The sequence below is a fragment of the Streptomyces sp. NBC_01546 genome (assembly GCF_045208355.1).
Taxonomy (GTDB): Bacteria; Actinomycetota; Actinomycetes; order Streptomycetales; family Streptomycetaceae; genus Streptomyces.
Window position 1 is genome coordinate 3,418,382 of record NZ_CP109379.1, and the last position, 21,357, is coordinate 3,439,738.

26 protein-coding genes and 1 riboswitch are annotated in these 21,357 nt (G+C 71.4%); of the genes, 11 read left to right on the forward strand and 15 right to left on the reverse strand.

What is annotated here, in order from left to right; all coding sequences use genetic code 11:
* Positions 1–5 precede the first annotated feature (5 nt).
* The 3 genes from OHA89_RS15340 to OHA89_RS15350 are packed head-to-tail and all read left to right on the forward strand — an operon-like array spanning position 6 to position 1,487.
* Complete coding sequence (locus OHA89_RS15340) at positions 6–506, forward strand: hypothetical protein (RefSeq protein ID WP_406366386.1); 501 nt, start codon at positions 6–8, stop codon at positions 504–506.
* Positions 507–510: 4 nt separating this feature from the next.
* Complete coding sequence (locus OHA89_RS15345; RefSeq protein ID WP_266608013.1) at positions 511–1,023, forward strand: hypothetical protein; 513 nt, start codon at positions 511–513, stop codon at positions 1,021–1,023.
* Positions 1,023–1,487, forward strand: coding sequence for a hypothetical protein (locus OHA89_RS15350; RefSeq protein WP_266608014.1), 465 nt, complete (start codon positions 1,023–1,025; stop codon positions 1,485–1,487). Before OHA89_RS15345 ends, OHA89_RS15350 begins: the two co-directional genes overlap by 1 nt.
* Here the strand turns inward: OHA89_RS15350 and OHA89_RS15355 are convergent.
* On the reverse strand, positions 1,477–1,662 hold the full coding sequence (locus OHA89_RS15355; protein ID WP_406366387.1) for a DUF397 domain-containing protein: 186 nt from the start codon (positions 1,660–1,662) through the stop codon (positions 1,477–1,479). The genes OHA89_RS15350 and OHA89_RS15355 overlap by 11 nt on opposite strands.
* Entirely contained in the window at positions 1,659–1,991 is a 333-nt protein-coding gene (locus OHA89_RS15360; protein WP_406366388.1) for a Scr1 family TA system antitoxin-like transcriptional regulator, read from the reverse strand. Before OHA89_RS15360 ends, OHA89_RS15355 begins: the two co-directional genes overlap by 4 nt.
* Before the next feature lie 12 nt (positions 1,992–2,003).
* Here OHA89_RS15360 and OHA89_RS15365 point away from each other — a divergent pair, with 12 nt between their 5' ends.
* From OHA89_RS15365 to OHA89_RS15380, 4 genes are all read left to right on the forward strand, one after another.
* A complete protein-coding gene (locus tag OHA89_RS15365; RefSeq protein ID WP_406366390.1) occupies positions 2,004–2,390 on the forward strand; it encodes a hypothetical protein in 387 nt (128 codons plus the stop codon).
* Positions 2,391–2,460: 70 nt separating this feature from the next.
* Positions 2,461–2,865, forward strand: a complete 405-nt coding sequence (locus tag OHA89_RS15370; RefSeq protein ID WP_266608018.1) for a hypothetical protein — start codon at positions 2,461–2,463, stop codon at positions 2,863–2,865.
* A 3-nt stretch (positions 2,866–2,868) separates the two neighbouring features.
* Entirely contained in the window at positions 2,869–3,300 is a 432-nt protein-coding gene (locus tag OHA89_RS15375; RefSeq protein ID WP_266608020.1) for a thiol-disulfide oxidoreductase DCC family protein, read from the forward strand.
* A gap of 11 nt (positions 3,301–3,311) precedes the next feature.
* A complete protein-coding gene (locus OHA89_RS15380; protein WP_266608022.1) occupies positions 3,312–4,040 on the forward strand; it encodes a TetR/AcrR family transcriptional regulator in 729 nt (242 codons plus the stop codon).
* On the opposite strand, the gene OHA89_RS15385 is transcribed toward OHA89_RS15380, so the two are convergent.
* Both OHA89_RS15385 and OHA89_RS15390 read right to left on the reverse strand, forming a co-directional pair.
* On the reverse strand, positions 4,031–5,296 hold the full coding sequence (locus OHA89_RS15385; RefSeq protein ID WP_266608024.1) for a metallophosphoesterase: 1,266 nt from the start codon (positions 5,294–5,296) through the stop codon (positions 4,031–4,033). The two genes, OHA89_RS15380 and OHA89_RS15385, sit on opposite strands and share 10 nt — an antisense overlap.
* Positions 5,293–5,553 (reverse strand): SCO4848 family membrane protein, encoded by a 261-nt coding sequence (locus OHA89_RS15390; protein WP_215147725.1) that lies wholly within the window; start codon positions 5,551–5,553, stop codon positions 5,293–5,295. The genes OHA89_RS15385 and OHA89_RS15390 overlap by 4 nt, the downstream gene beginning before the upstream one ends.
* On the opposite strand from OHA89_RS15390, the gene OHA89_RS15395 reads away from it, so the two are divergent.
* Positions 5,492–6,934 (forward strand): D-alanyl-D-alanine carboxypeptidase, encoded by a 1,443-nt coding sequence (locus OHA89_RS15395; protein WP_406366393.1) that lies wholly within the window; start codon positions 5,492–5,494, stop codon positions 6,932–6,934. The two genes, OHA89_RS15390 and OHA89_RS15395, sit on opposite strands and share 62 nt — an antisense overlap.
* Here OHA89_RS15395 and OHA89_RS15400 read toward each other — a convergent pair.
* The 4 genes from OHA89_RS15400 to glyA all read right to left on the reverse strand — a co-directional run bounded on the left by OHA89_RS15400 (position 6,931) and on the right by glyA (position 11,284).
* Positions 6,931–7,872, reverse strand: coding sequence for a YihY/virulence factor BrkB family protein (locus tag OHA89_RS15400; protein WP_266608030.1), 942 nt, complete (start codon positions 7,870–7,872; stop codon positions 6,931–6,933). The genes OHA89_RS15395 and OHA89_RS15400 overlap by 4 nt on opposite strands.
* A gap of 166 nt (positions 7,873–8,038) precedes the next feature.
* Positions 8,039–8,635: a 2'-5' RNA ligase family protein gene (locus OHA89_RS15405; RefSeq protein ID WP_406366395.1), complete on the reverse strand. Its 597-nt coding sequence runs from the start codon at positions 8,633–8,635 to the stop codon at positions 8,039–8,041.
* 82 nt (positions 8,636–8,717) lie between these two features.
* On the reverse strand, positions 8,718–9,731 hold the full coding sequence (gene trpS, locus OHA89_RS15410; protein WP_257554658.1) for a tryptophan--tRNA ligase: 1,014 nt from the start codon (positions 9,729–9,731) through the stop codon (positions 8,718–8,720).
* Positions 9,732–10,015: 284 nt separating this feature from the next.
* Positions 10,016–11,284, reverse strand: coding sequence for a serine hydroxymethyltransferase (gene glyA, locus OHA89_RS15415; protein ID WP_406366397.1), 1,269 nt, complete (start codon positions 11,282–11,284; stop codon positions 10,016–10,018).
* A gap of 34 nt (positions 11,285–11,318) precedes the next feature.
* A riboswitch (ZMP/ZTP riboswitch) is annotated at positions 11,319–11,409 on the reverse strand.
* A 109-nt stretch (positions 11,410–11,518) separates the two neighbouring features.
* On the opposite strand from glyA, the gene rocD reads away from it, so the two are divergent.
* The gene (gene rocD / locus OHA89_RS15420; RefSeq protein WP_215147737.1) at positions 11,519–12,724 is read left to right on the forward strand and encodes an ornithine--oxo-acid transaminase; all 1,206 of its coding nucleotides are present in this window, start codon (positions 11,519–11,521) and stop codon (positions 12,722–12,724) included.
* Between the two features lie 17 nt (positions 12,725–12,741).
* Here the strand turns inward: rocD and OHA89_RS15425 are convergent, their stop codons facing one another.
* Both OHA89_RS15425 and OHA89_RS15430 read right to left on the reverse strand, forming a co-directional pair.
* Positions 12,742–13,932, reverse strand: a complete 1,191-nt coding sequence (locus OHA89_RS15425; RefSeq protein ID WP_266608039.1) for a glutathionylspermidine synthase family protein — start codon at positions 13,930–13,932, stop codon at positions 12,742–12,744.
* Positions 13,933–13,950: 18 nt separating this feature from the next.
* A complete protein-coding gene (locus OHA89_RS15430) occupies positions 13,951–14,253 on the reverse strand; it encodes a hypothetical protein (protein ID WP_215147741.1) in 303 nt (100 codons plus the stop codon).
* A 115-nt stretch (positions 14,254–14,368) separates the two neighbouring features.
* On the opposite strand from OHA89_RS15430, the gene OHA89_RS15435 reads away from it, so the two are divergent.
* The gene (locus OHA89_RS15435) at positions 14,369–15,202 is read left to right on the forward strand and encodes a hypothetical protein (protein ID WP_266612271.1); all 834 of its coding nucleotides are present in this window, start codon (positions 14,369–14,371) and stop codon (positions 15,200–15,202) included.
* A gap of 9 nt (positions 15,203–15,211) precedes the next feature.
* Here the strand turns inward: OHA89_RS15435 and OHA89_RS15440 are convergent, their stop codons facing one another.
* The gene (locus OHA89_RS15440) at positions 15,212–16,606 is read right to left on the reverse strand and encodes a PLP-dependent aminotransferase family protein (RefSeq protein WP_406366399.1); all 1,395 of its coding nucleotides are present in this window, start codon (positions 16,604–16,606) and stop codon (positions 15,212–15,214) included.
* A 47-nt stretch (positions 16,607–16,653) separates the two neighbouring features.
* Between OHA89_RS15440 and OHA89_RS15445 the strand changes: the two genes are divergently transcribed.
* Positions 16,654–17,163 carry a carboxymuconolactone decarboxylase family protein gene (locus OHA89_RS15445; protein ID WP_266608043.1) on the forward strand — a complete coding sequence of 170 codons (510 nt, stop codon included), beginning with the start codon at positions 16,654–16,656 and terminating at the stop codon, positions 17,161–17,163.
* A 7-nt stretch (positions 17,164–17,170) separates the two neighbouring features.
* Here OHA89_RS15445 and OHA89_RS15450 read toward each other — a convergent pair whose 3' ends face one another.
* The 4 genes from OHA89_RS15450 to OHA89_RS15465 form a co-directional block, all read right to left on the reverse strand.
* Positions 17,171–17,944 (reverse strand): hypothetical protein, encoded by a 774-nt coding sequence (locus OHA89_RS15450; RefSeq protein ID WP_406366401.1) that lies wholly within the window; start codon positions 17,942–17,944, stop codon positions 17,171–17,173.
* Positions 17,945–17,946: 2 nt separating this feature from the next.
* Positions 17,947–18,336, reverse strand: coding sequence for a hypothetical protein (locus OHA89_RS15455; protein WP_257554679.1), 390 nt, complete (start codon positions 18,334–18,336; stop codon positions 17,947–17,949).
* Positions 18,314–20,083 carry a hypothetical protein gene (locus OHA89_RS15460; protein WP_406366402.1) on the reverse strand — a complete coding sequence of 590 codons (1,770 nt, stop codon included), beginning with the start codon at positions 20,081–20,083 and terminating at the stop codon, positions 18,314–18,316. Before OHA89_RS15460 ends, OHA89_RS15455 begins: the two co-directional genes overlap by 23 nt.
* Positions 20,084–20,207: 124 nt before the next feature.
* Complete coding sequence (locus OHA89_RS15465) at positions 20,208–21,197, reverse strand: malate dehydrogenase (RefSeq protein ID WP_215147753.1); 990 nt, start codon at positions 21,195–21,197, stop codon at positions 20,208–20,210.
* Between the last annotated feature and the right edge of the window lie 160 nt (positions 21,198–21,357).

Below are 21,357 nucleotides of genomic sequence, written 5' to 3' on the forward strand. Positions count from 1 at the left end.
CCTAGATGTCCACGACACTGCCCGTGCCGATCGAATTCCGCCTGCCGGAGGGCTGGCTCCCGGCGCCGCCGGACGCGGTCAACGCCCCGGGCGTGGCCTTCGTCGCACTGCATCCGCATCCGGATGCCGGGTTCACGGCCAACATCACCATCGAGGGCGAGTTCCTGTCGGAGGCGGCGACGCTGGAGGGCCTCGCCGACGCGTCGGTGCAGAACCTGCACGAGGTCGCCGAGTCCGTGGTCGTGGCCCACCGCCGGGAGATCGGCTCCGAGGACTCGCCGGGCCTGACGCAGAGGCTGACGTTCTCGGCGGTCGCCGGCGGCGCGCGCCGCGACCTCGTCCAGTCCCACGTCTACCTGGCCATGGTGGATGCCAAGGATCCCCACAAGCGTGCGGTGATCAAGATGGTCCTGACCGCCACCGAGGCCCAGCACGACAGCGTCCTGGGCGACTTCCAGGAATTCCTGCGCACCGTCCGCCCGGACACCGGGACGGAGGAAGGTTGATCCGATGGGCCTTTTCGACAAACTGACCGGCACCCGGCACCCCGGCACCGGAGTCGCACCCCGTTCCGCCGAGGAGGTCCGGGCCGCGCTGTTCGCGCTCAACGCTCCGGACGTGGCGTACGTCGTGCGCAACGCCGCCCCTGCGGAGAAGGCCGACCTGCTGGCGGAGTGGCGGATCCTGGAACCTGCCTGGAACACCTTCTTCCTCCGTACCCAGCTCTCCCGGACCCTCAAGATCCGGATGCGCCTGGTCCCGGAGAAGCACGAGGTGCGCTCCCTCGACGAGCAGTGGGACGTCACGTGGGCGGGGAACACGCCCCGGCTGGCGATCTCGGCGGAGCAGTCCCGCGGGCAGGTGAAGACGGTGTCCAAGCGCTGGTCGGTCGAGCGGGGGGAGGACGGCGAGCTGCACAAGACGGAGATCTTCCACTTCGACACCGCGCAGCTGAAGGACCCGCTGCGGGACGCCGTCCTCGCCGCCGGATGGACCTGGCGCGGAGCGGTGTTCAAGCTCTGATGGGCCGCTTGGTGGACAAGTACATGGGCACCCGGTACCCCGAGAAGGGCGTCGCACCGCTGCCCGCCTCGGAGCTCCGCGACGCGCTGCTCGCGCTCAACGACACGGGCATACGGTTCGTCATACGCCAGGGCACTCCGAAGGAAGGCTGCGACCTGGTGGCGGACTGCCGGGTCCGCGAGCTGCGCCTGACGCTCAAGATCCGCATGCGCCTGGTCGCGGCGACGCGCGAGGTGCGAGCCCTCGACGAGCGGTGGGAGCCGTCGCACGAGTCCTCGCGTGAGCAGTACGGCCGCGGCCCGGCGACCGCGGTGTACAAGCAGTGGGAGTTCAAGAAGGGACCGGACGGCCGCCGGCGCAAGGTCGAGACGCTCCGCTTCGACACCCGGGACGTGAAGAACCCGCTGCGGAACACGGTCCTCAAGGCGGGATGGACCTGGCGCGGCGTGCTGTTCAGACCGTGACGGAAGCGTGGGCCGTGAAGGCGGCCCACGCCGCGGGGGTGACCGTGAGGGCGGCGCGGGCGGTGTCCTTGGAGTCCCGGACGTGGACGGCGGAGGGGCAGGTGGCGACCTCGACGCAGTCCCCGCCATCGCCGCCGCTGTGGCTGCTCTTGTGCCAGGCCAGTTCCATGCTCATCGCTCCCCTAGCAGCCGCTCGATCCGCCGCGCCGACTCCTTAGGGCTCAGCGCCGCCCCTCGAATATTCGCATGACGTTGAACCATCTCGCTGACCGCTTTCCTGTCCGAGATCACCCAGCTCTGCCCCTGCCCTTCGATATAGCCGTCCATCCGATGCTCCGGCGTCTCAGCGACCGTCATCGGGCCCGTCGCGCCGAGGATCTCCTCACACTCCACAGGGATCAGCTGGATCCGTACGTGCGGCAAGCGCCCGCATTCCAGCAGGCGTTGGAGCTGCTCACGCCAGATCTCCTCGCTGCCGACCCGGCGATGGAGGGGCTGAGCCATCAGCCTTGCCCCATGAACGAGAAAATCCCCGACTGGGTCCCCGCCTCCGGCTTCGCGCTGCGGCTCGCCGGCGTCCACTTCGACGCCGTTCGCATCCAGGGGCAGTTGGGCGAGGAGAAGGCCAAGGGGCTCAGCCGGCTCACCGATTACGACCCCGGGCCGATCGTCTACGAGCTCAACGGCTTCCGGTGGATGTACTTCCTGCTCCCGCCCGGCACCGCGCGCGAGCGGAGCTGGCCCTCGTACGCGCAGCGGTACACCTCGCGCACCCGGCCCGCCCTCGCGTTCGTCGGCGTGCCCGCGCTGTACGGGACGACGTGGCCGCTCGCGTGGCGGTCGGTGCCGACGCCGACGGCGCCCTTCGTGGATCCGGGGTTGTTGGAGAAGACATTCGCTTGAACCTGTTCAAAAGAAGCCCTACAGTCATCCCTGTCAGCAGTATTGAACACGTTCAAGGGGGCTGAGGGCTATGGACCTCACCGTGGTCGCGTACGTCATCTACCTGCTCATCAGCATCGGGCTCACCGTCTGGGTCGCCCGTACGCTCAGCCGTAACGGCCGCGTCTTCATCGGCGACGTCCTCGCGGGGAACGAGAAGCTCGCGGACGCCGTCAACCAGCTCCTCGTGGTCGGCTTCTACCTCGTGAACATCGGCTTCGTGACCCTCTACCTCCGCTCGGGCGAGGAGATAGTCGAGGCCCGCCACCTCTTCGAGGCGCTCTCGGTCAAGATCGGTGTCGTCCTGCTGGTCCTCGGTGTCATGCACCTCGGCAACGTCTGGGTCCTCAACAAGATGCGCCGCCGCGGAATCATGGAGCGCCAGCAGACTCCGCCGGTCGCCCCGCAGGGGTGGACCGCTCCGGCCGGGGCCTGAGCCATGGGCGCCCCGGGCTCGGGGGCGGTCCGCAGGGTGACCGTCCTGTACGACGCGAACTGCCCGCTCTGCGTGCACATCCGGCACTGGCTGCTCGCGCAGCGCTGGCTCGTCCCGCTCGTCCTGATCCCCGCCGCGTCGTACGAGGCGCGGCGGCGGTACCCACAGCTCGACCACGAGTCGACGCTGAAGGAGATCACCGTCATCGGGGACTCCGGGCAGGTGTGGACCGGGACCGATGCCTTCATCGTCTGTCTGTGGGCGCTGGTCGAGCACCGGCCGAAGGCCAACTGGCTCGCCACGCCCGCCGGGCGGCCCTTCGCCCGGGCGGCCATGTACACGGCTTCCAAGTGGCGACAGGCCGTACGGACCGAGGGAGGTCCGCAGGGGGCGGACGAAGCGGCCTGTGACGACCAGTGCTCCGTCCCCCGATAGGCTCGTGCACCGTGACTGATCAGAAGGCTCCAAAGAGCGAGCAGACCCGCACGCTCATCCTCGAAACCGCGCTCCGTCTCTTCCAGGAGCGCGGCTTCGACAAGACGACGATGCGGGGTATCGCGAAGGAGGCCGGTGTCTCGGTCGGCAACGCCTATTACTACTTCGAATCGAAGGAACACCTCGTCCAGGGGTTCTACGACCGGATCGGCGCCGCCCACCAGGCGGCGGTCCGGCCCATCCTGGACAGCGAGACCGATCTGCAGAAGCGGCTCGCCGGCGTGCTGACGAGCTGGATGGACATCGCGGCCCCGTACCACGAGTTCGCCTCGCAGTTCTTCAAGAACGCGGCGGACCCTGAAAGTCCGCTCAGCCCCTTCTCGCCGGAGTCGGAGGACGCGCGCCAGGCGGCGATCGACATCCACCGCGAGGTGCTGGCGGGCGCGAAGACCAAGGTGCCGGCCGAGCTGGTCGACGTACTGCCGGAGTTGATGTGGCTCTCGCAGATGGGCCTGGTCCTGTACTGGGTCTTCGACCGGTCGCCGAACAGCGAGAAGACGCGGCGGCTCGCCGAGCGCGGCGCGCAGCTGACGACGCGGGGCATCGTGCTGGCCCGGTTCAAGGTGCTGCGGCCGCTGGTGCGCGAGGTGCACGAGCTGTTCGCGGACTTCCTGCCCGGTATGGCGCAGACGGCCACGGCGGGGGCCCGCAAGCGCGCCCCGGCCGCCGGTCAGGCCTGATATGAGGCGAGTTCTACGACCGTGATGTCGGACGGCGCGCCGACCCGGACCGGGGGTCCCCAGGCGCCGGCTCCGCGGGACACGTAGAGCTGGGTGTCGCCGTAGCGCTCCAGGCCGGCGACGGTGGGGTTGGCGAGCTCGGCGAGGTAGTTGCCGGGCCAGAGCTGACCGCCGTGGGTGTGGCCGGAGAGCTGGAGGTCGACGCCGTGCTTGACGGCGTCGTGGATGACGACGGGCTGGTGGGCGAGGAGTACGGCGGTACGGGCCCGGTCGCGGTCGCCGAGCGCCGCCCCGAAGTCGGGGCCGTGGCCCTCGTTCTCGCCCGCGATGTCGTTCACGCCGGCGAGGTCGAAGTACGGGAGCGGGCGGCGGGCGTTCTCCAGCGGGGTCAGGCCGAGCTCGCGGACGTGGTCGACCCACTGCTGTGCGCCGGAGAAGTACTCGTGGTTCCCGGTCACGAAGAACGCGCCGTGGCGGGCGGTGAGCCCGCGCAGCGGCTCGGCGGCCGGTCCGAGGTCGTGGACGTTGCCGTCGACGAGGTCGCCGACGATGGCGATGAGGTCGGGCTGGGTCCGGTTGACGGTGTCGACGATGCGCTGGGTGTGGGCGCGGCCGAGGATCGGGCCGAGGTGGACGTCGCTGACGACGGCGATCCGGAAGCCGTGCGCGGCGCGCGGCAGCTTGGCGAGGGGCACCTGGACGCGCCGGACGCCGGGCCCGCGCAGGACTCCGTGCGCGCCGTACGCCCCGTTCGCGACGGTCCCGACGGCCACGGCGGCGGCCGCGCCGCCGAGGGTGCGTGCGACGAAGCGACGGCGGGTCAGCTCGTCCGCGGACGGCGTGGCGGGCGTGACGGGCGCGGCGACGGTGGTGGTCGTGGTGGTGCCGTCCTGGCGCGCGCCGGAGGGCGGGTCCGCCACCTCGGAGGGGACCTGGTGGGCCAGTCGGCGGAGCAACAGCGCGCGGATCGGCTCCGCTACCAGCATCGTCAGGGTCAGGTAGAGGAGCACCGCGAGCCAGAGGAACCCCGGCCAGGCCACGGCCTGCTGGAGCGGGAACGGAGCGCCCGCGCGGCCTGCGGTCAGCGCGGCCACGGAGAGGAGGGGCAGGGCGATGGACAAGGTCGTGCCGATGCGGCGGGGCAGGCCGCCGGGAGCCGTGGTGTCGCGGACCAGCCGGATCCACAGCCAGCGGTGGACCAGCACCAGGAGGGCGACGACGGCGAGGGCGATCAGCGCGAAGACGACGATTCTCATGCGTTCTGTCCCTTACGTGATTCACGCCGCAGCGCCCGCACCCCGCGCAACCCGATCACACCGACGGCCGTCCCCAGGAGAAAGGACGTCACCGCAAGTGTCAGGTGCACCCAGAAGTAGGACGTCGGGTCGCCCGCCGCATCGAATGCAAGGCCGCTGCCGTTCTTCCACAGGTTCCGGACGAAAGACACCCAGATGAACCAGCTCCACACTCCGAAGGCGAGCAGGAACCAGGAGGCGGTACGGCTGAGTTTCATGGCCCCAGTATCGGATCGGTCCCCGGAACGGACGCGCCGGGGTGGGCTGTCCCGGCAGTGGTTGTACCGAATTGGCCGGTCAGCGCCGCCGTCCAGCCGATCGGGAGGTACTTTCACCTGCGTGTCTGTAAAGAAGACCGCGCTGACGGTCCTTTCCGCCGCGCTGCTGGTCCCCGCCATGCTCGTGGCCCCCGCGCACGCCTCGCCGACCCCGCCGGTCCCGCCGGCCGACGGGAAGGGGCAGCCGCCGAAGGCCCCGAACGCCAAGGCGGCTCCCGCGCCGCCGGCCTCGATGTCCACGGTCGGCGGAGGCCTGCTCGGCCAGCCGGGGACCCAGGTGAACCTGCTGCCGGGCGCGCCCGCCCTGCCCTCGAACCTGACGGGGCGGTCGTGGATCGTGGCGGACGCCGAGTCCGGCGAGGTGCTGGCCTCGCACAACGCGCACTGGCGGCTCCCCCCGGCCTCGACCATGAAGATGCTCTTCGCGGACACCGTGCTGCCGAGCCTGCCCAAGGAGCAGGTCCACAAGGTCACCGAGCAGGACATGGACGGTGTCGGGCCGGGCAGCAGCCTGGTCGGGGTCAAGGAGGACCACGAGTACAGCGTCCACGACCTGTGGCTCGGGGTGTTCCTGCGGTCGGGGAACGACGCCGTGCACGTGCTGTCGGCCATGAACGGCGGCATCGAGAAGACCGTCAAGGACATGCAGGCACACGCGGAGGAGCTCCAGGCGCTGGACACCCACGTGGTGTCGCCCGACGGGTACGACGCCCCGGAGCAGGTGTCGAGCGCGTACGACCTCACGCTGATCGCCCGTTCCGGGCTGCGGAAGCAGGACTTCCGGGAGTACTGCGGCACGGCCGAGGCCAAGTTCCCGGGCCTGCAGCTGCCCGGGAAGCCCCGGGACTACTTCGAGATCCAGAACACCAACCGGCTGATGACGGGCGCGGGCGGCATCTCCCCGTACAAGGGCATCGCCGGGGTGAAGAACGGCAACACGACGATGGCCGGCGCCACCTTCACCGGCGCGGCGCAGCAGGGCGCGCGGAAGCTGCTGGTCACGGTGATGAACCCGGGCGCGGGCGGCGCCAACTCGGTGTACGAGGAGACCGCCGCGCTCTTCGACTGGGGTTTCGCGGCGGCCGGGAAGGTCAAGCCGGTGGGTGAGCTGGTGCCGCCGAAGAGCGAGGACACCAGCTCGCACGGCTCGCCGGCCCAGTCCCACGAGAACAACCCGTCGGCGGCCGACGGGGGCTCGGGCGGCGTCGGTACCGCGCTCGGCGTCGCGGGCGGCGCGCTGGCCGTGCTGGCGGGCGGCGCCTTCGTGGTCAACCGCCGCTGGCCCCGCGGCCGCCGCAGCCGCGGCGAGGACCTCGTCTAGGGCGCGGCCGGGGCGGGGGCCGGGTTCTCGTCGCCGTTTTCGCCGCCGTTTTCGCCGCCGTTTTCGCCGCCTTCTTCGGCGTCGGCCTCGTCGTCGCGGGTCGCCGTCCAGGACGCGACGAACAGCAGCAGCTTCGCCGTGAAGTTGATCCAGAGCAGCAGGGCGATCGGCACGCCGAAGGCCCCGTACATGCTCTTCGCGGCGACCTCGCGCATGTAGCCGCTCAGCAGGAGCTTCAGCAGCTCGAAGCCCGCCGCGCCGATGAGGGCCGCCTGGATCAGGCGGCCTCGCGGCGGTTCGACGCCGGGGAGCAGGGTCAGGACGTACAGCAGCAGCAGGAACGCGGCCACGACGCCGACGGCGAAGGCGCCTGAGCGCAGCAGCGCCCCGCCCGCGCCCTCGCGCGGGATGCCGAGCCACTCGGCGGACTTCCCGACCGCGCTGGCGCCGAAGACCGAGGCGGCCGCCGAGGCCAGGCCGACCGCGCCGAGGCCGAGGAGCACGAGGGTGTCCTTGCCCTTGCGGGCGAAGGGGTTCCCCTCGTCCTCGTCGTCCTTCTCCCACACCGCGCGCAGGCAGTCCCGCATCGAGCCGATCCACCCGATGCCGGCGAAGAGCAGGATCACGCCGGCGATGAGGCCGACGGTGCCCGCGTTCGCGACGAGCGCGTCGAGGTCGAGCTGGTCGGAGATGCCGGGGACCTGTTCGGCGAGGTTCTTCTGCAGCGTTTTGAGCTGCTCCTCGCTGAGCAGCGCCGCACCCACGGCGGCGGCCACCGTGATCAGCGGGAAGAGGGCGAGGAAGCTGATGAAGGTGATCGCGGCGGCGAGCCGGGTCCAGTGCACGCGGTCAAGACGTTCGTACGAACGCCACGCGTGTGTGCGCATCAGACGGGCCGCCAGCGGACCGATCACCGGGAGTTTCGTCAGCCAGTCCATGAAGTCACCGTAATTGAGCTGCCGGAAATAGCCGGGATTGTCGGTTTCTGGGACTACGGTCGTCGACTGTGACTTTTTCCGAAGCGCGTCCGACGGGTCGCCCGTTCCACGCCCTGGTCCTGCGCAGGCTCAGGTTCCGCACGCACCAGGCCCTGCGGCCGCTCCGTCAGGAAGGTCGTGCGGTCGTCCCGGCCGCTTCGTCGGCAGGTGACCCCTGCTGCGTCGGAACGCCCGTCGGGCCGGTGCCGAACGGGTACTCGCGCAGCTTGCGCCAGACCCCGTCCGAGCCCTGCTCGTAGAGCGCGAAGCCCGCGCAGACCCATTCGGCCGCGTACTCGGCGAGGGTCGTGAACGCCAGGTCCATCGCCTCCTCGGAGATCCCGTGGGCGACCGTGACGTGGGGGTGGTACGGGAAGGCCAGCTCCCGGCTGAGCGGCCCGTCGGGGTCGCGGACCTCGCCCTGGAGGCGGGTGCAGCCCGCGGCGCCCTCGACGACCTGGACGAAGACGACCGGCGAGAGGGGACGGAAGGTTCCCGTCCCGCCCAGCCGCATCCGGAAGGCCCGGAACGCGGCGGCGACCTCGGCCAGGTGGGCGCGGATCTCGGTGAGCCGGTCCGCCTCCACCTCGGTCGGCGGGACGAGGGTGACATGCGTGGGGATGCCGTGCGCGGCAGCGTCCCCGAAGCCGGCGCGCAGCTGCTGGAGCTGGCTGCCGTGCGGCTCCGGGACCGCGATCGAAACGCCGAGCGTTACGGTCCCCACGTATCTCTCCTCCGTCGATTTGGATGGACTTCTGCCGCCAGTGTGAGGCCAGTACCCCCGGTCTCGCCAGGGCCTCTTTTCCTCAGTGCTTGGCGGGCAGGAATCCCAGGCGGTCGTACGTCTGCGCGAGGGTCTCGGCGGCGACCGCCCGGGCCTTCTCCGCGCCCTTGGCCAGGATGGAGTCCAGCGTCTCGGGGTCGTCCAGGTATTCCTGGGTGCGCTGCTTGAAGGGTGTGACGAAATCGACCATCACACCGGCCAGGTCGGTCTTCAGCGCGCCGTAGCCCTTGCCCTCGTACCTCGCCTCCAGGGCGGGGATCGTCTCGCCCGTGAGGGTGGAGTAGATCGTGAGCAGGTTGCTGACGCCGGGCTTCTTCTCGGCGTCGAAGCGGATCTCGGCTTCGGCGTCGGTGACCGCGCTCTTGATCTTCTTCTCGGTGACCTTGGGCTCGTCGAGGAGGTTGACCAGGCCCTTGGGGGACGACGCGGACTTCGACATCTTGATCGCCGGGTCCTGGAGGTCGTAGATCTTCGCGACCTCCTTGACGATGTGCGCGGCGGGCAGCGTGAAGGTCTGGCCGAAGCGCTGGTTGAAGCGCTCGGCCAGGTCGCGGGTCAGCTCGATGTGCTGGCGCTGGTCCTCGCCGACGGGGACCGAGTTCGCCTGGTAGAGCAGGATGTCGGCGACCTGGAGGATCGGGTACGTGAACAGGCCGACGGTGGCGTTGTTGACGCCGCCCTTGGCGGACTTGTCCTTGAACTGGGTCATCCGGCTGGCCTCGCCGAAGCCCGTGATGCAGTTCATGACCCAGCCGAGCTGTGCGTGCTCGGGCACGTGGCTCTGGATGAAGAGCGTGCAGCGCTCGGGGTCCAGGCCGGCGGCTAGCAGCTGCGCGGCGGAGAGGCGGGTGTTCGCGCGGAGATCCTTCGGATCCTGCGGCATGGTGATCGCGTGCAGGTCGACGACCATGTAGAACGCGTCGTGCGTCTCCTGGAGGGCGACGTACTGGCGGATGGCTCCGAGGTAGTTCCCGAGGTGGAACGAACCGGAGGTGGGCTGGATGCCGGAGAGCGCGCGAGGACGATCAGAAGCCATGGCTTCATTCTCTCAGGTGCGGGGGCGGGCTCGGGCCCGCCGCTGGCCGGATCCTTCCGGGTCGCACCGGGCCGCGCCGTGCCGCGCCGGGGTACCGGGCAGTAGCGGCCCGTCCGGATCCCACCCCGGCCGAGCGACCGATTTCCCCGCGCCTCGATCGCCGGGCGGGCTGATTGCCGCGCAGCGGCAAATCCAGCCCCGCCTGGGGGCCCCTCCCGGCGGTAGCTGGGGGAGTTTGAGGCGCGGGGGTCTGGGGGCGGAGCCCCCAGCGGCCGGGCCGCGGGTCAGGACAGGGGGAGGCCCGGGGCCGGGAAGGCCGACATCAGGGCCGTGACCTCGGCGCGGACCACGGCCAGCGCCGACTCGTCGGCCTTGGCGGCGGCGTCGACCGCCCGCGCGATCCAGTCCGCGACCTGCGGCATGTGCTCCGTCGACAGGCCGCGGGACGTCAGCGACGGCGTACCGATCCGGATCCCGGACGGATCGAACGGCTTGCGCGTGTCGAACGGCACCGTGTTGTAGTTCACCACGATCCCCGCCCGGTCCAGCGCCTTCGCCGCGACCTTGCCCGGCACGTCCTTGCCCGTCAGGTCGATCAGGATCAGGTGGTTGTCCGTACCGCCCGACACCAGGTCGAAGCCCCGCTCCAGCAGGGCCTGCGCCAGGGCCTTGGCGTTGGCCACGACCGCGTGCGCGTACGAGACGAACGCCGGCTGCGCCGCCTCGTGCAGCGCCACCGCGATTCCGGCCGTCGTCTGGTTGTGCGGACCGCCCTGGAGACCGGGGAAGACGGCCTTGTCGATGGCCTTCGCGTGCTCCTCGCGGCACATCAGCATCGCGCCGCGCGGCCCGCGCAGCGTCTTGTGCGTGGTCGTCGAGATCACGTCCACGTGACCCGCCGGGGACGGGTGCGCCCCGCCCGCGATCAGGCCCGCGATGTGGGCCACGTCCGCGACCAGGACCGAGCCCGCCTCCTCGGCGATCGAGGCGAAGGCCGCGAAGTCGATCGTGCGCGGCAGCGCCGTGCCACCACAGAAGATGATCTTCGGCCGCTCCGCCAGTGCCTGGTCGCGCACCGCGTCGTAGTCGATCAGGCCGGTGCCGGGCCGGACGCCGTACTGGACGCCCCGGAACCAGGAGCCCGTCGCCGAGACGCCCCAGCCGTGGGTCAGGTGCCCGCCCATCGGCAGCGCCATGCCCATCACCGTGTCGCCCGGCTTGGCGAAGGCCAGGTAGACGGCCAGGTTCGCGGGCGAGCCGGAGTACGGCTGGACGTTGGCGTGCTCCACCCCGAACAGGCCCTTCGCCCGCTCGACGGCGAGGGCCTCGACGCGGTCGATGTTCTGCTGGCCCTCGTAGTAGCGGCGGCCCGGGTAGCCCTCGCTGTACTTGTTCTGGAGCACCGTGCCGGAGGCCTCGAGGACGGCGGCGGACACGTAGTTCTCACTGGGGATCAGGCGCAGGGTCTCGGCCTGCAGGGTTTCCTCCGCCGCGACGAAGGACGCCAGCTCGGGGTCGGTCGCGGACAGGGCGGGATGGCGGCTCGCGGACATGGCGGGCTCCTCCGGGGTCGATGTGATCGGTACCCCGCGAGGCCCAGGCGAGCGGCCCTGTGTGCGGTCCAGCGCGCACGACTCCCCCGGAGTTCGTTCTCCGTACGCCAGTCGCCGTGCGTACCGACCACCTTAGCGGGCGCGCCACGAGAAAGGTTTCTCCGTCCTGTATACGAGCGAGGATGGACAGTGACGCCACCCTCGTCACAGGCCTGACGGACGATCGGAGACCCCGTGTCGAAAACTTCTGATGCAATCCGCTCCGCCGACGCGCACAGCGCGCACAACTATCACCCGCTGCCCGTCGTCGTCGCTTCCGCGGACGGCGCGTGGATGACCGACGTGGAGGGCCGCCGGTACCTGGACATGCTCGCCGGCTACTCGGCGCTCAACTTCGGCCACGGCAACCGCCGTCTGCTCGACGCCGCCCGCGCCCAGCTGGAGCGGGTCACGCTCACCTCGCGGGCCTTCTTCCACGACCGCTTCGCCGACTTCTGCACCGAACTCGCGTCGCTGTGCGGCAAGGAGATGGTGCTGCCCATGAACACGGGCGCGGAGGCCGTGGAGACGGCCGTGAAGACCGCCCGCAAGTGGGGTTACGAGGTCAAGGGCGTCCCGGACGGCCACGCCAAGATCGTGGTCGCCGCCGACAACTTCCACGGCCGGACGACGACCATCGTCTCCTTCTCCACGGACCACGAATCGCGCGACCACTTCGGTCCGTACACGCCGGGCTTCGAGATCGTCCCGTACGGGGACCTCACCGCGCTGGCCCACGCCGTCACCGAGAACACGGTCGCCGTCCTGCTGGAGCCGATCCAGGGCGAGGCGGGGGTGCTGGTGCCGCCCGCCGGGTACCTGAGCGGCGTACGGGAGCTCACGCGCGAGCGGAACGTCCTGTTCATGGCGGACGAGATCCAGTCGGGGCTGGGCCGGACCGGCAAGACCTTCGCGTGCGAGCACGAGGGGGTCGTCCCCGACGTGTACATCCTCGGCAAGGCCCTCGGCGGCGGGGTGGTGCCCGTATCGGCCGTGGTCGCCGACCGGGACGTGCTCGGGGTGTTCCGGCCGGGCGAGCACGGGTCCACCTTCGGCGGGAACCCGCTGGCCTGCGCCGTCGCCCTGGAGGTCATCGCGATGCTGAAGACCGGCGAGTACCAGCAGCGCGCCACCGAGCTCGGCGACCACCTGCACCGGGAGCTGAACCTGCTGGTCGGCGGGGGTGCGGTGACCGCCGTACGGGGGCGGGGGCTGTGGGCGGGCGTGGACATCGACCCGTCGCGCGGGACCGGACGGCAGATCTCCGAGAAGCTGATGGAACTGGGCGTGCTGGTGAAGGACACCCACGGGTCGACGATCCGCATCGCCCCGCCGCTGGTGATCAGCAAGGAGGACCTGGACTGGGGGCTGGACCAGCTCAGGTCTCTCCTGGCCGCCTGATCAGAGGATGCCGTTCCCTACAAGATGACGTGGGGCAGGAAGCGGGCGTACTCGTCCGTGACCGGCCCCGCCGATTCGCGGATGCCGAGCCCCGCCGCCTCGTCCTCGACGACCCACGCGCCGAGCACCACCCGGTTGCCGTCGAAGTCGGGCAGCGGGGCCAGGCCCTGGAAGCAGTACCGCTCGTCGTCCAGCGCCGCGAACGGCTCGCCGCCGGGTTCGTGAAGGGTGACCCCGGCGCCCTCGCGGCCCAGCAGCGGCTTGGCGACGTAACCGCCCTCGTCGGCCAGCTCGCGCGGGCCGTCGAGGTAGGCGGGCAGCAGGTTGGGGTGTTCCGGGAAGAGCTCCCACAGGATCGCGAGCAGCGCCTTGTTGGACAGCAGCATCTTCCACAGCGGCTCGATCCAGCAGGTGGTACCGGAGCCGCCGCCGTGGTCGTAGGTGCCGAGGACCTGGGGGCCGAACTGGTCCGTGGCCAGCCACTCCCAGGGGTAGAGCTTGAAGCAGCTGCGGATGAAGCGGAGCTTCTCGTCAACGAAGCGGCCGGACAGGCTGTCCCACCCGATCTGCTCGACGGAAAGGGCCTGGGTGTCCAGGCCCGCCTGCTCGGCGGTCTCCTGGAGGTAGGCGACCGTCATCAGGTCCTCGCCGAGCTCGTCCGTCTCGGAGTGCGCGAAGTGCAGCGGGCCGGGCGGCAGCAGCTCGGCCTGCCGGCGCCAGGCGTCGACGAGGCGTTCGTGGAGGGAGTTCCACTGGTCGGCGCCGGGGAAGCGCTCCTCCATCCAGAACCACTGCGGACTGGCCGCCTCCACCAGGGAGGTCGGGGTGTCGGCGTTGTACTCCAGCATCTTGGCCGGGCTGCCGGTGCCGTCGTAGCGCAGGTCGAAACGGCCGTAGAGGGAGGGCTGTTCGGCACGGCGGCGCCAGGACTCGGCGATCAGCGCGGCCAGTTTGGGGTCGGTGATGCCGAGGTCGGCGAAGCGGTCGTGCTCGACGATGTGCGCGGCAGCGGCCAGGCACATGGCGTGCAGTTCCTCGACCACGTTCTCCAGCGCCTCCACCTCGGGGAGGGAGAAGGAGTAGTACGCGCTCTCGTCCCAGTAGGGGCGCAGGGAGTCGTCGGGGTAGCGGGTGAGGGGGTAGATCAGCCCCTGTTCCTCGACGGTCTTCTGCCAGTCGGGGCGGGGCTCGATGGTGTGCCGCTTCATGTGCTTCTTGCCTGTTCCTCAGCCGCCGCTGGAGCCGGAGCTGGAGTGGCCGCCGATGCCGCCGCGGGTGACGGCGGACTTGTCGAAGCTGCCGCCGGTGACCTTGCCGGACCGGACGGAGCCGCCGTAGTAGTACGCGCCGGTGCCGCCGCTCTTGCACTCCTTGTTGTTCAGGTGTTCCAGCGTGGAGCGGGACGCGCAGCGCTTGTCCGGCTCGTTGCTGCTGCCGCAGGCCACGAGTGTGGCCGCGAGCAGGCCCATGCCGCCGAGCGCGACGGCGCCCGAGCGCATACGGCGCGTGTTGGTGCTGCTGCTGTCCATGTCTGCTGCTCCCCTAGGCCCTGGCGTGCTCCCGACAGACTAGAGCGGGGCCCCGGGCCGATGGAATCCGGCCGTCGTGAGATCCGTGACCTAGAGTCAGTTCGTGCTCATTGGGATGATTTGCGCGCTCGGTGCGGCGATCTGTTTCGGCACGGCATCCGTTCTGCAGGCGGTGGCGGCGCGGGCCGCGGAGCCGGGGACGGGGTCCGGGGTGGACCCGGCGCTGTTGATGCGGGCGCTGCGGCAATGGCGATATCTCGCCGGTCTGGGCCTGGACGCGGTGGGCTTCGTCCTCCAGATCATCGCGCTGCGCCACATCCCGATCTACGCGGTGGGGGCCGCGCTGGCCGCGAGTCTGGCCGTGACGGCCGTGGTCGCGTCCCGGCTGCTGAAGGTCCGGCTGTCGCGGACGGAGTGGGGCGCGGTGTGGGTGGTGTGCGCGGGGCTGCTGATGCTGGGGCTGGCCTCCGGCGAGGAGGGCTCGGGGACCGGGTCACTCGCGCTGGAGCTGGGGCTGCTGGTGGTGGCGGGGCTGGTGCTGCTGGTCGGGATGGTGGCGGGCCGGCTCCCGGACGGGCCGCGGGCGCTGGTCCTGGGCCTGGCCGCGGGGACGGGCTTCGGGGTGGTGGAGGTCTCGGTGCGGCTCATCGATTCCTTCTGGGACCTGCGGGACCCCGCCCTGTACGCACTGCTGCTGGGCGGCGGCGCGGCCTTCCTGCTGCTCACCTCGGCGCTCCAGCGCGGCTCGGTGACAGCGGCGACGGCCGGGCTGGTGCTGGGCGAGACGATCGGCCCGGCGGTGGTGGGCGTGGTCTGGCTCGGCGACCGCACCCGCGAGGGCCTGGCCTGGCTGGCGATCCTCGGCTTCGTCGTGGCGATCGCCGGATCCCTGGCCCTGGCCCGCTTCGGCGAGCCGCCGGAGGTCGCGGAACCGCTGCCGACGCCGTGACCACGCCTCCTACGGCAACGCCGCGGAGAGGGCCGCCAAGGTCGGCGCCCACGCGCTGTCCGACGGAGTCCCGTAGCCGACGACCAGGGCGTCGCGCGGCGGAAGGTCCGCCTCCGGGTGGCGGAACGCGGGCAGGCCCTCCAGGGACAGGTCCTGCCAGGCCGCCGACTGGAGCAACGAGCGCTCCGTCCCCGCCGGAAGGTCCAGCACCGCGTGCAGCCCCGCCGCGATCCCCGACACCCCGACCCGGTCGCCGACGGCCGCCACCAGCTCGTCCCGGCGGCGCCGGTAGCGCAGGCGCATGCCGCGCACGTGGCGGTCGTACGCCCCCGAGGTGATGAACTCCGCCAGCGTGAGCTGGTCCAGCGCGCTGGAGGTCCGGTCGCTCACGCCCTTGGCGGCCGCGACCTCGTCCAGCAGCCCCGGCGGGACCACCATCCAGCCCATCCGCAGCCCGGGCGCCAGCGACTTGCTGGCCGTGCCCAGGTACACCACCCGGTCCGGATCCAGTCCCTGCAGGGCTCCCACCGGCTGGCGGTCGTAGCGGAACTCCCCGTCGTAGTCGTCCTCCAGGATCAGCCCGCCGGTGGTCCGGGCCCAGTCGACCGCCGCCGCCCGGCGGGCCGGGGTCAGGGCGGAGCCCGTCGGGAACTGGTGCGCCGGGGTCAGCAGGACGGCGCCCGCCCCGGCGCCCAGCTCGTCCGTACGGGCCCCGTCCCCGTCCACCCCCAGCGGCCGGGTCCGCAGGCCCGCCCGCGTGAGCAGGTTCCGGTGGACGTCCAGGCCGTACCCCTCCACCGCCATCTCCCGCACCCGCCGCGCCCGCAGCACCCGGGCCAGCAGGGTCAGCGCGTGCGCGAAGCCGGCGCACAGCACGATCCGCTCCGGGTCCGCGTACACCCCGCGCGCCCGCGCCAGGTAGCCGGTCAGCGCCTCCCGCAGCTCGGGTCGGCCGCGGCCGTCGGCCCCGTACCCGAAGGCCTCGTTCGGCGCGTCGGTCAGTGCCCGCCGGGCCGCCGACAGCCAGGCCGCACGCGGGAAGCCGCTCAGGTCCGGGGAGCCGGGCATCAGGCTGTACGAGAGCCCGCGGCGCGCGGGATGCCGTACGCGGGCGGGCGCCGCGGCCCGGCGCGGCCTCGCCCGCTCCGCGACCCTGGTGCCGGAACCCTGGCGGGCCGTCAGCCAGCCCTCGGCGACGAGTTCGGCGTAGGCCTCCGCGACCGTGTTCCGGGCGATCCCCAGATCGGCGGCCAGCGAACGGGAGGACGGCAGCCGGGTCCCGGCCGCCAGCCGCCCGCTGCGGGCGGCCTCGCGCAGCGCCTCGGTGAGACCGGCCCGCAGCCCGCGGCCGGCCGAGAGGTCGAGATGCAGGTCGGCACCGAAAGTGGCCCACGATTCCGTCATGGATATGGACCATAGCGGCGGGCCGCCTGTCTTCTACGGTGGATCACATGACGACCGCACAGAACGCACAGAACACGCAGAACGCACCCGAGCACACCCCCCGCATGCACATGGCGAAGCTCGCCCCCGAGGTCTACAAGGCCGTCCTGGGCCTGGAGATCGCCGCCAAGAAGGGCCTGGACCCGGCCCTCGTCGAACTCGTCAAGATCCGGGCCTCGCAGGTCAACCACTGCGCGTTCTGCCTGGACATGCACACCAAGGACGCCATCGCGGCCGGTGAGAGCGTAGAGCGGATCGTCCAGCTGGGCGCCTGGGAGGAGTCGCGGCACTTCTACACCGAGAAGGAACTCGCCGCGATCGAACTCACCGAGGCGGTCACGGTCCTCACCGACGGGTTCGTGCCCGACGAGGTGTACGAGCGGGCGGCGAAGCACTTCGAGGAGCGCGAGCTGGCCCAGCTGATCGCCGTCATCGCGACGATCAACGTCTGGAACCGCATCGGCGTCACCACCCGCATGGTGCCGGGGCACTACACGCCGGGCATGTACAAGAGCTGACCCCGGCTCAGTCCGCCCGGAAGGATTCGACGGCCGCCTCAAGGTGCCTGCGCACGAGCGGGACGTCGGTCCTGGGGCCGTAGACCATGAGCACCCAGCGGGTGTCGCCGGCGGCGACGACGAGCCGCACGATGGCGTGGGCGGCCGGATCGGACGAGCCGGGGTCGTCGTACTCGTAGACCTGTTCGCAGCCGTCACCGGCCACGGGCTCGTTGGAGATCTCCCGGTAGCCGGAGCTCTTGCTCAGTTCCGCGGTGGACTCGCGCAGGACCTCGCAGGCGGCCTTGGTGTCCTCGGCGGCCCGGAAGACCTGGAGTCCCGCACTCCGGTCACCTCCCGCGGGGCGGTAGACGGTCCCGTACGCGGTCTCTCCCGGACTGGCCTGCCAGCCCGGGGGAATCGCGACCGAGAAACCGGCCGCCGTGTCGCGCACCTGCGTGTAGTCGGACCGCGCGGGGCCCGAGTCCGGGCCCGGGCCCTTGTGGCCCAGGTACAGCCACCCGGCCACGGCGGCGCCCAGCACGGCCACGCCGAGCGCCACCACCACCAGGGTCCGCCGGCGCCGCGCGGGGGGCGGCGCCGACGGCCCCTCCGGGAGGGGCGGGACGCCCGGCGGGTACGAGTACGGGGACGCGGCCGGGGGCGGAGTCGGGGGCGGGGCATCGGGCGCCGTGGCCGGAGCATCGGGCGCGGCCTGCGCCGGGCCCTGCTCCACCCGCTCCACCCGCTCCCACCGCTGCGACCGCGGATTCCAGCGGACGCCGCCCTCCCCCGGTGCCACGGTCAGCCGCCCAGCGAGGTCAGCAGGGCGGCCAGGGCGGTGGCCGCGCTCACGGAGTCCACCAGCGGCGCCCATCTCTCCAGCGCCGCGCGCAGCCGGGCCGGCAGACCCGCCCGCACCTCCCCGCCCGCCTCCAACTCGCCGGCGACCTCGTCCAGTTCGCCGTCGAGCGCTGCCCGTTCGGGGCTGCGGGGCAGCCGTACGAGGGCCGCGCGCAGCTCCCGTACGGCCTCCAGCAGTTCCTCGGCGCCCGGCGCGCGGTCCCCCGTACCGCCGTGGTGGACGGTGCTGTTGGTGTTGTGGGTGCCGCCGATGCTGAAGCTGCTGCCGTGGATGTCGCCGATCCGTACCGCGGGCCGCTCCGCGCCGCTACCACCGCTCGTTTCCGCCACTTCTCCCCCTGTCCTCGCCCTTGCCCGTGCCCGTGTCCCTGCCCGCCTCCGGGGCCCGGTGGCCGGTGCTGCTGCTGTTGTGACTCACTCCGCCGATGCCGAACGCGCTGTTGTTCACCGATTGGATGAAGACCGCGCCCTCCGCGACGTTGACGGCCCGCTCCGCGAACTCCTTGGTGTGCCAGCCCGCCTCGTGCAGGGCCAGGGCCACCCCGCCGACGATCCGCTCCTGGATCGTCTTCAGGTACCGGTCCAGGTCCGTCAGCTGGAACAGCGAGGCGTCGGTCTGCGAGGCGAGTTCGCGTACGGAGACGGACGGTCCGGCCGGCATCGCCACGCCGTGCCCCTCGGTGGCCAGCCGCCACGGGATGCGGATCGCACGCACCAGGGCGAGCAGCGCCGGCCCGAGCGCGCCCGCGCCGTTCGCGACCGCCCAGGTCACCTTGGCGAAGGCGGTGTTGCGCCGGTGCCGCTGGGCGATGTCGTCGGCCATCTGGAAGTGCGGCCGTACGGGCAGCAGCACGTGCGGCGCCACCTCCAGCATCAGCATCCCGCCCTGCGTGTGGACGCGGATGAAGACGGTGACGACGAGGTTCTCGTCCCAGGCCCCGATCCGCACGCGCAGGAAGTGCCGGCGGCGCTCGCCGCCCTCCTCCACGGCGGTGGCACGGTGCTCGGCGAACGCCCGCTCCGACAGGTCCGGGGAGTCGACGTCGGGCAGCCCGTCGGCCGGCAGGAACACGCACTCGTCGACGACCAGTTCCCGCAGCCGGTCCAGTACGGAGGCCTCCGCCTCCTCGGAGCCGTGCGGCGAGGGCACCCGCAGGGCCTCCAGCAGTGGCCGGATCCGTTCCACGATCTGCGCGTTGTCCAGCTCGTCCGGCTCGCGGTCGCCGCGCGGGCGCAGTTCGACGGACAGCTGCCACGGCAGGTGGGCCTGGCCCGCGCCGCAGAAAGGATTGGCCACGTCGTACATGACCAGGGGTCCGTGCTGGATCCGCTGGATCCGCGCGCGGGCCCGCCCGAAGCGCCGGCCCGTCACCAGCAGGTCGCCCGCCCCGGCGGCGTAGCCCTCGCGGTCGAGCGAGGAGTGCAGGACCCGGGCGAAGTGGCCCCGCTGGAGCCCGGCGACGGTCGTGAGCAGGAGGAAGACGAGGACGGCGACCCACGAGTAGGCCTCCCCGTAGAACCGCCCCATCAGCGGCCACTCCAGGAAGATGCCGAGCGGGTTCCGCATGATCACCTCGCCCAGGTACGGGAGGAACCAGCCGGATTCCGAGAAGCGAATCGGCTGCACGATGTCGTCGGCGAAACCGGCGACCACCCCCCACAGGACGTTGCCGAGCATCCAGACGGCGTATCCGCGCAGGAGGTACTCGACGATCCGGCTGCCGCGGCCGGTCCGGTCGCGGCGCCGCTTGATCTGGCCGGCCCCGCTGAGCAGGAGCGCCGGGACGATCAGGAAGACGATGAAGGTCTGGAGCAGCAGCAGCCCGAGGGCCCAGACCGCCACCACCGCCACCGCCCAGGCCATTTCGATGCGCCGGGCGCGCAGGGCGTGGGCGAGGACGCGGGAGGCGTCGAACCCGTAGGAGGGCGCGGTGAAGCGCTCCTCGTGGACATACAGCTCGTCGATCACCCGGTCCCGGTACGCGGTGTCGAGATAGACGCCGGCGCACAGCAGCCGTCCGGCTTCCGTGTGCGACGGGTGTACGGGTGTTCTGCCGTCCTGGGTGGTGCCGCTCACCGAGTCCCCCCTCAGGTGTGGGAGGAAACCGTACGGGGCGGGGCGGGTCCCGGACAGGGCCGATCACGCCAAAAGGCCCCGGCGCACTGGGCGCCGGGGCCTTTCTCTGGCGGTGGAGCCTCGATCAGATGAGACCGAGCGCGCGGACCGCGTCGCGCTCCTCGACGAGCTCCTGCACGGAGGCGTCGATGCGGGTGCGGGAGAACTCGTTGATGTCCAGGCCCTGGACGATCTCGTACTTGCCGTCCTTGGTGGTGACGGGGAAGGAGGAGATGATGCCCTCCGGGACGCCGTAGGAGCCGTCCGACGGGATGCCCATGGAGGTCCAGTCGCCAGCGGCGGTGCCGTTGACCCAGGTGTGCACGTGGTCGATGGCGGCGTTGGCGGCCGAGGCGGCCGAGGACGCGCCACGGGCCTCGATGATTGCCGCGCCGCGCTTGGCGACGGTCGGGATGAAGGTCTCGGCGAGCCACAGCTCGTCGCTGACGACCTCGGCGGCGTTCTTGCCGGCGATCTCCGCGTGGAAGATGTCCGGGTACTGGGTGGCCGAGTGGTTGCCCCAGATGGTCAGGCGCTTGATGTCGGTGACGTCGGCGCCGGTCTTCTGCGCGAGCTGCGAGATCGCGCGGTTGTGGTCCAGGCGGGTCATCGCGGTGAAGCGCTCGGCCGGTACGTCCGGGGCGGCGGCCTGCGCGATGAGCGCGTTGGTGTTGGCCGGGTTGCCGACGACCAGGACCTTGATGTCGTCCGCGGCGTGGTCGTTGATGGCCTTGCCCTGCGGCTTGAAGATGCCGCCGTTGGCGGAGAGCAGGTCGCCGCGCTCCATGCCCTTGGTGCGCGGGCGGGCGCCGACGAGCAGCGCGACGTTGGCACCCTCGAAGCCCGCGTTCGGGTCGTCGAAGATGTCGATGCCCTTGAGCAGCGGGAAGGCGCAGTCGTCGAGCTCCATGGCGGTGCCCTCAGCGGCCTTCATGCCCTGGGGGATCTCCAGAAGGCGGAGCTTGACCGGCACGTCAGCGCCGAGCAGGTGGCCGGAGGCGATGCGGAAGAGCAGCGCGTAGCCGATCTGGCCGGCGGCGCCGGTGACGGTGACATTCACGGGAGTGCGGGTCATGGCCTTCTCCGTTAGACAGCTGGCGGTGGGGCGTCCCTGCCCCATGTGCTGGAGGACGCCGCTCCCCAGTAAATCTTGACGTGAAGAGACATCCGCGGTCAGGCTATCGGACCCGGGCGCCGCCGGAGCCCCGGGGGGCCATTCGACTCCGGCAGCGCCG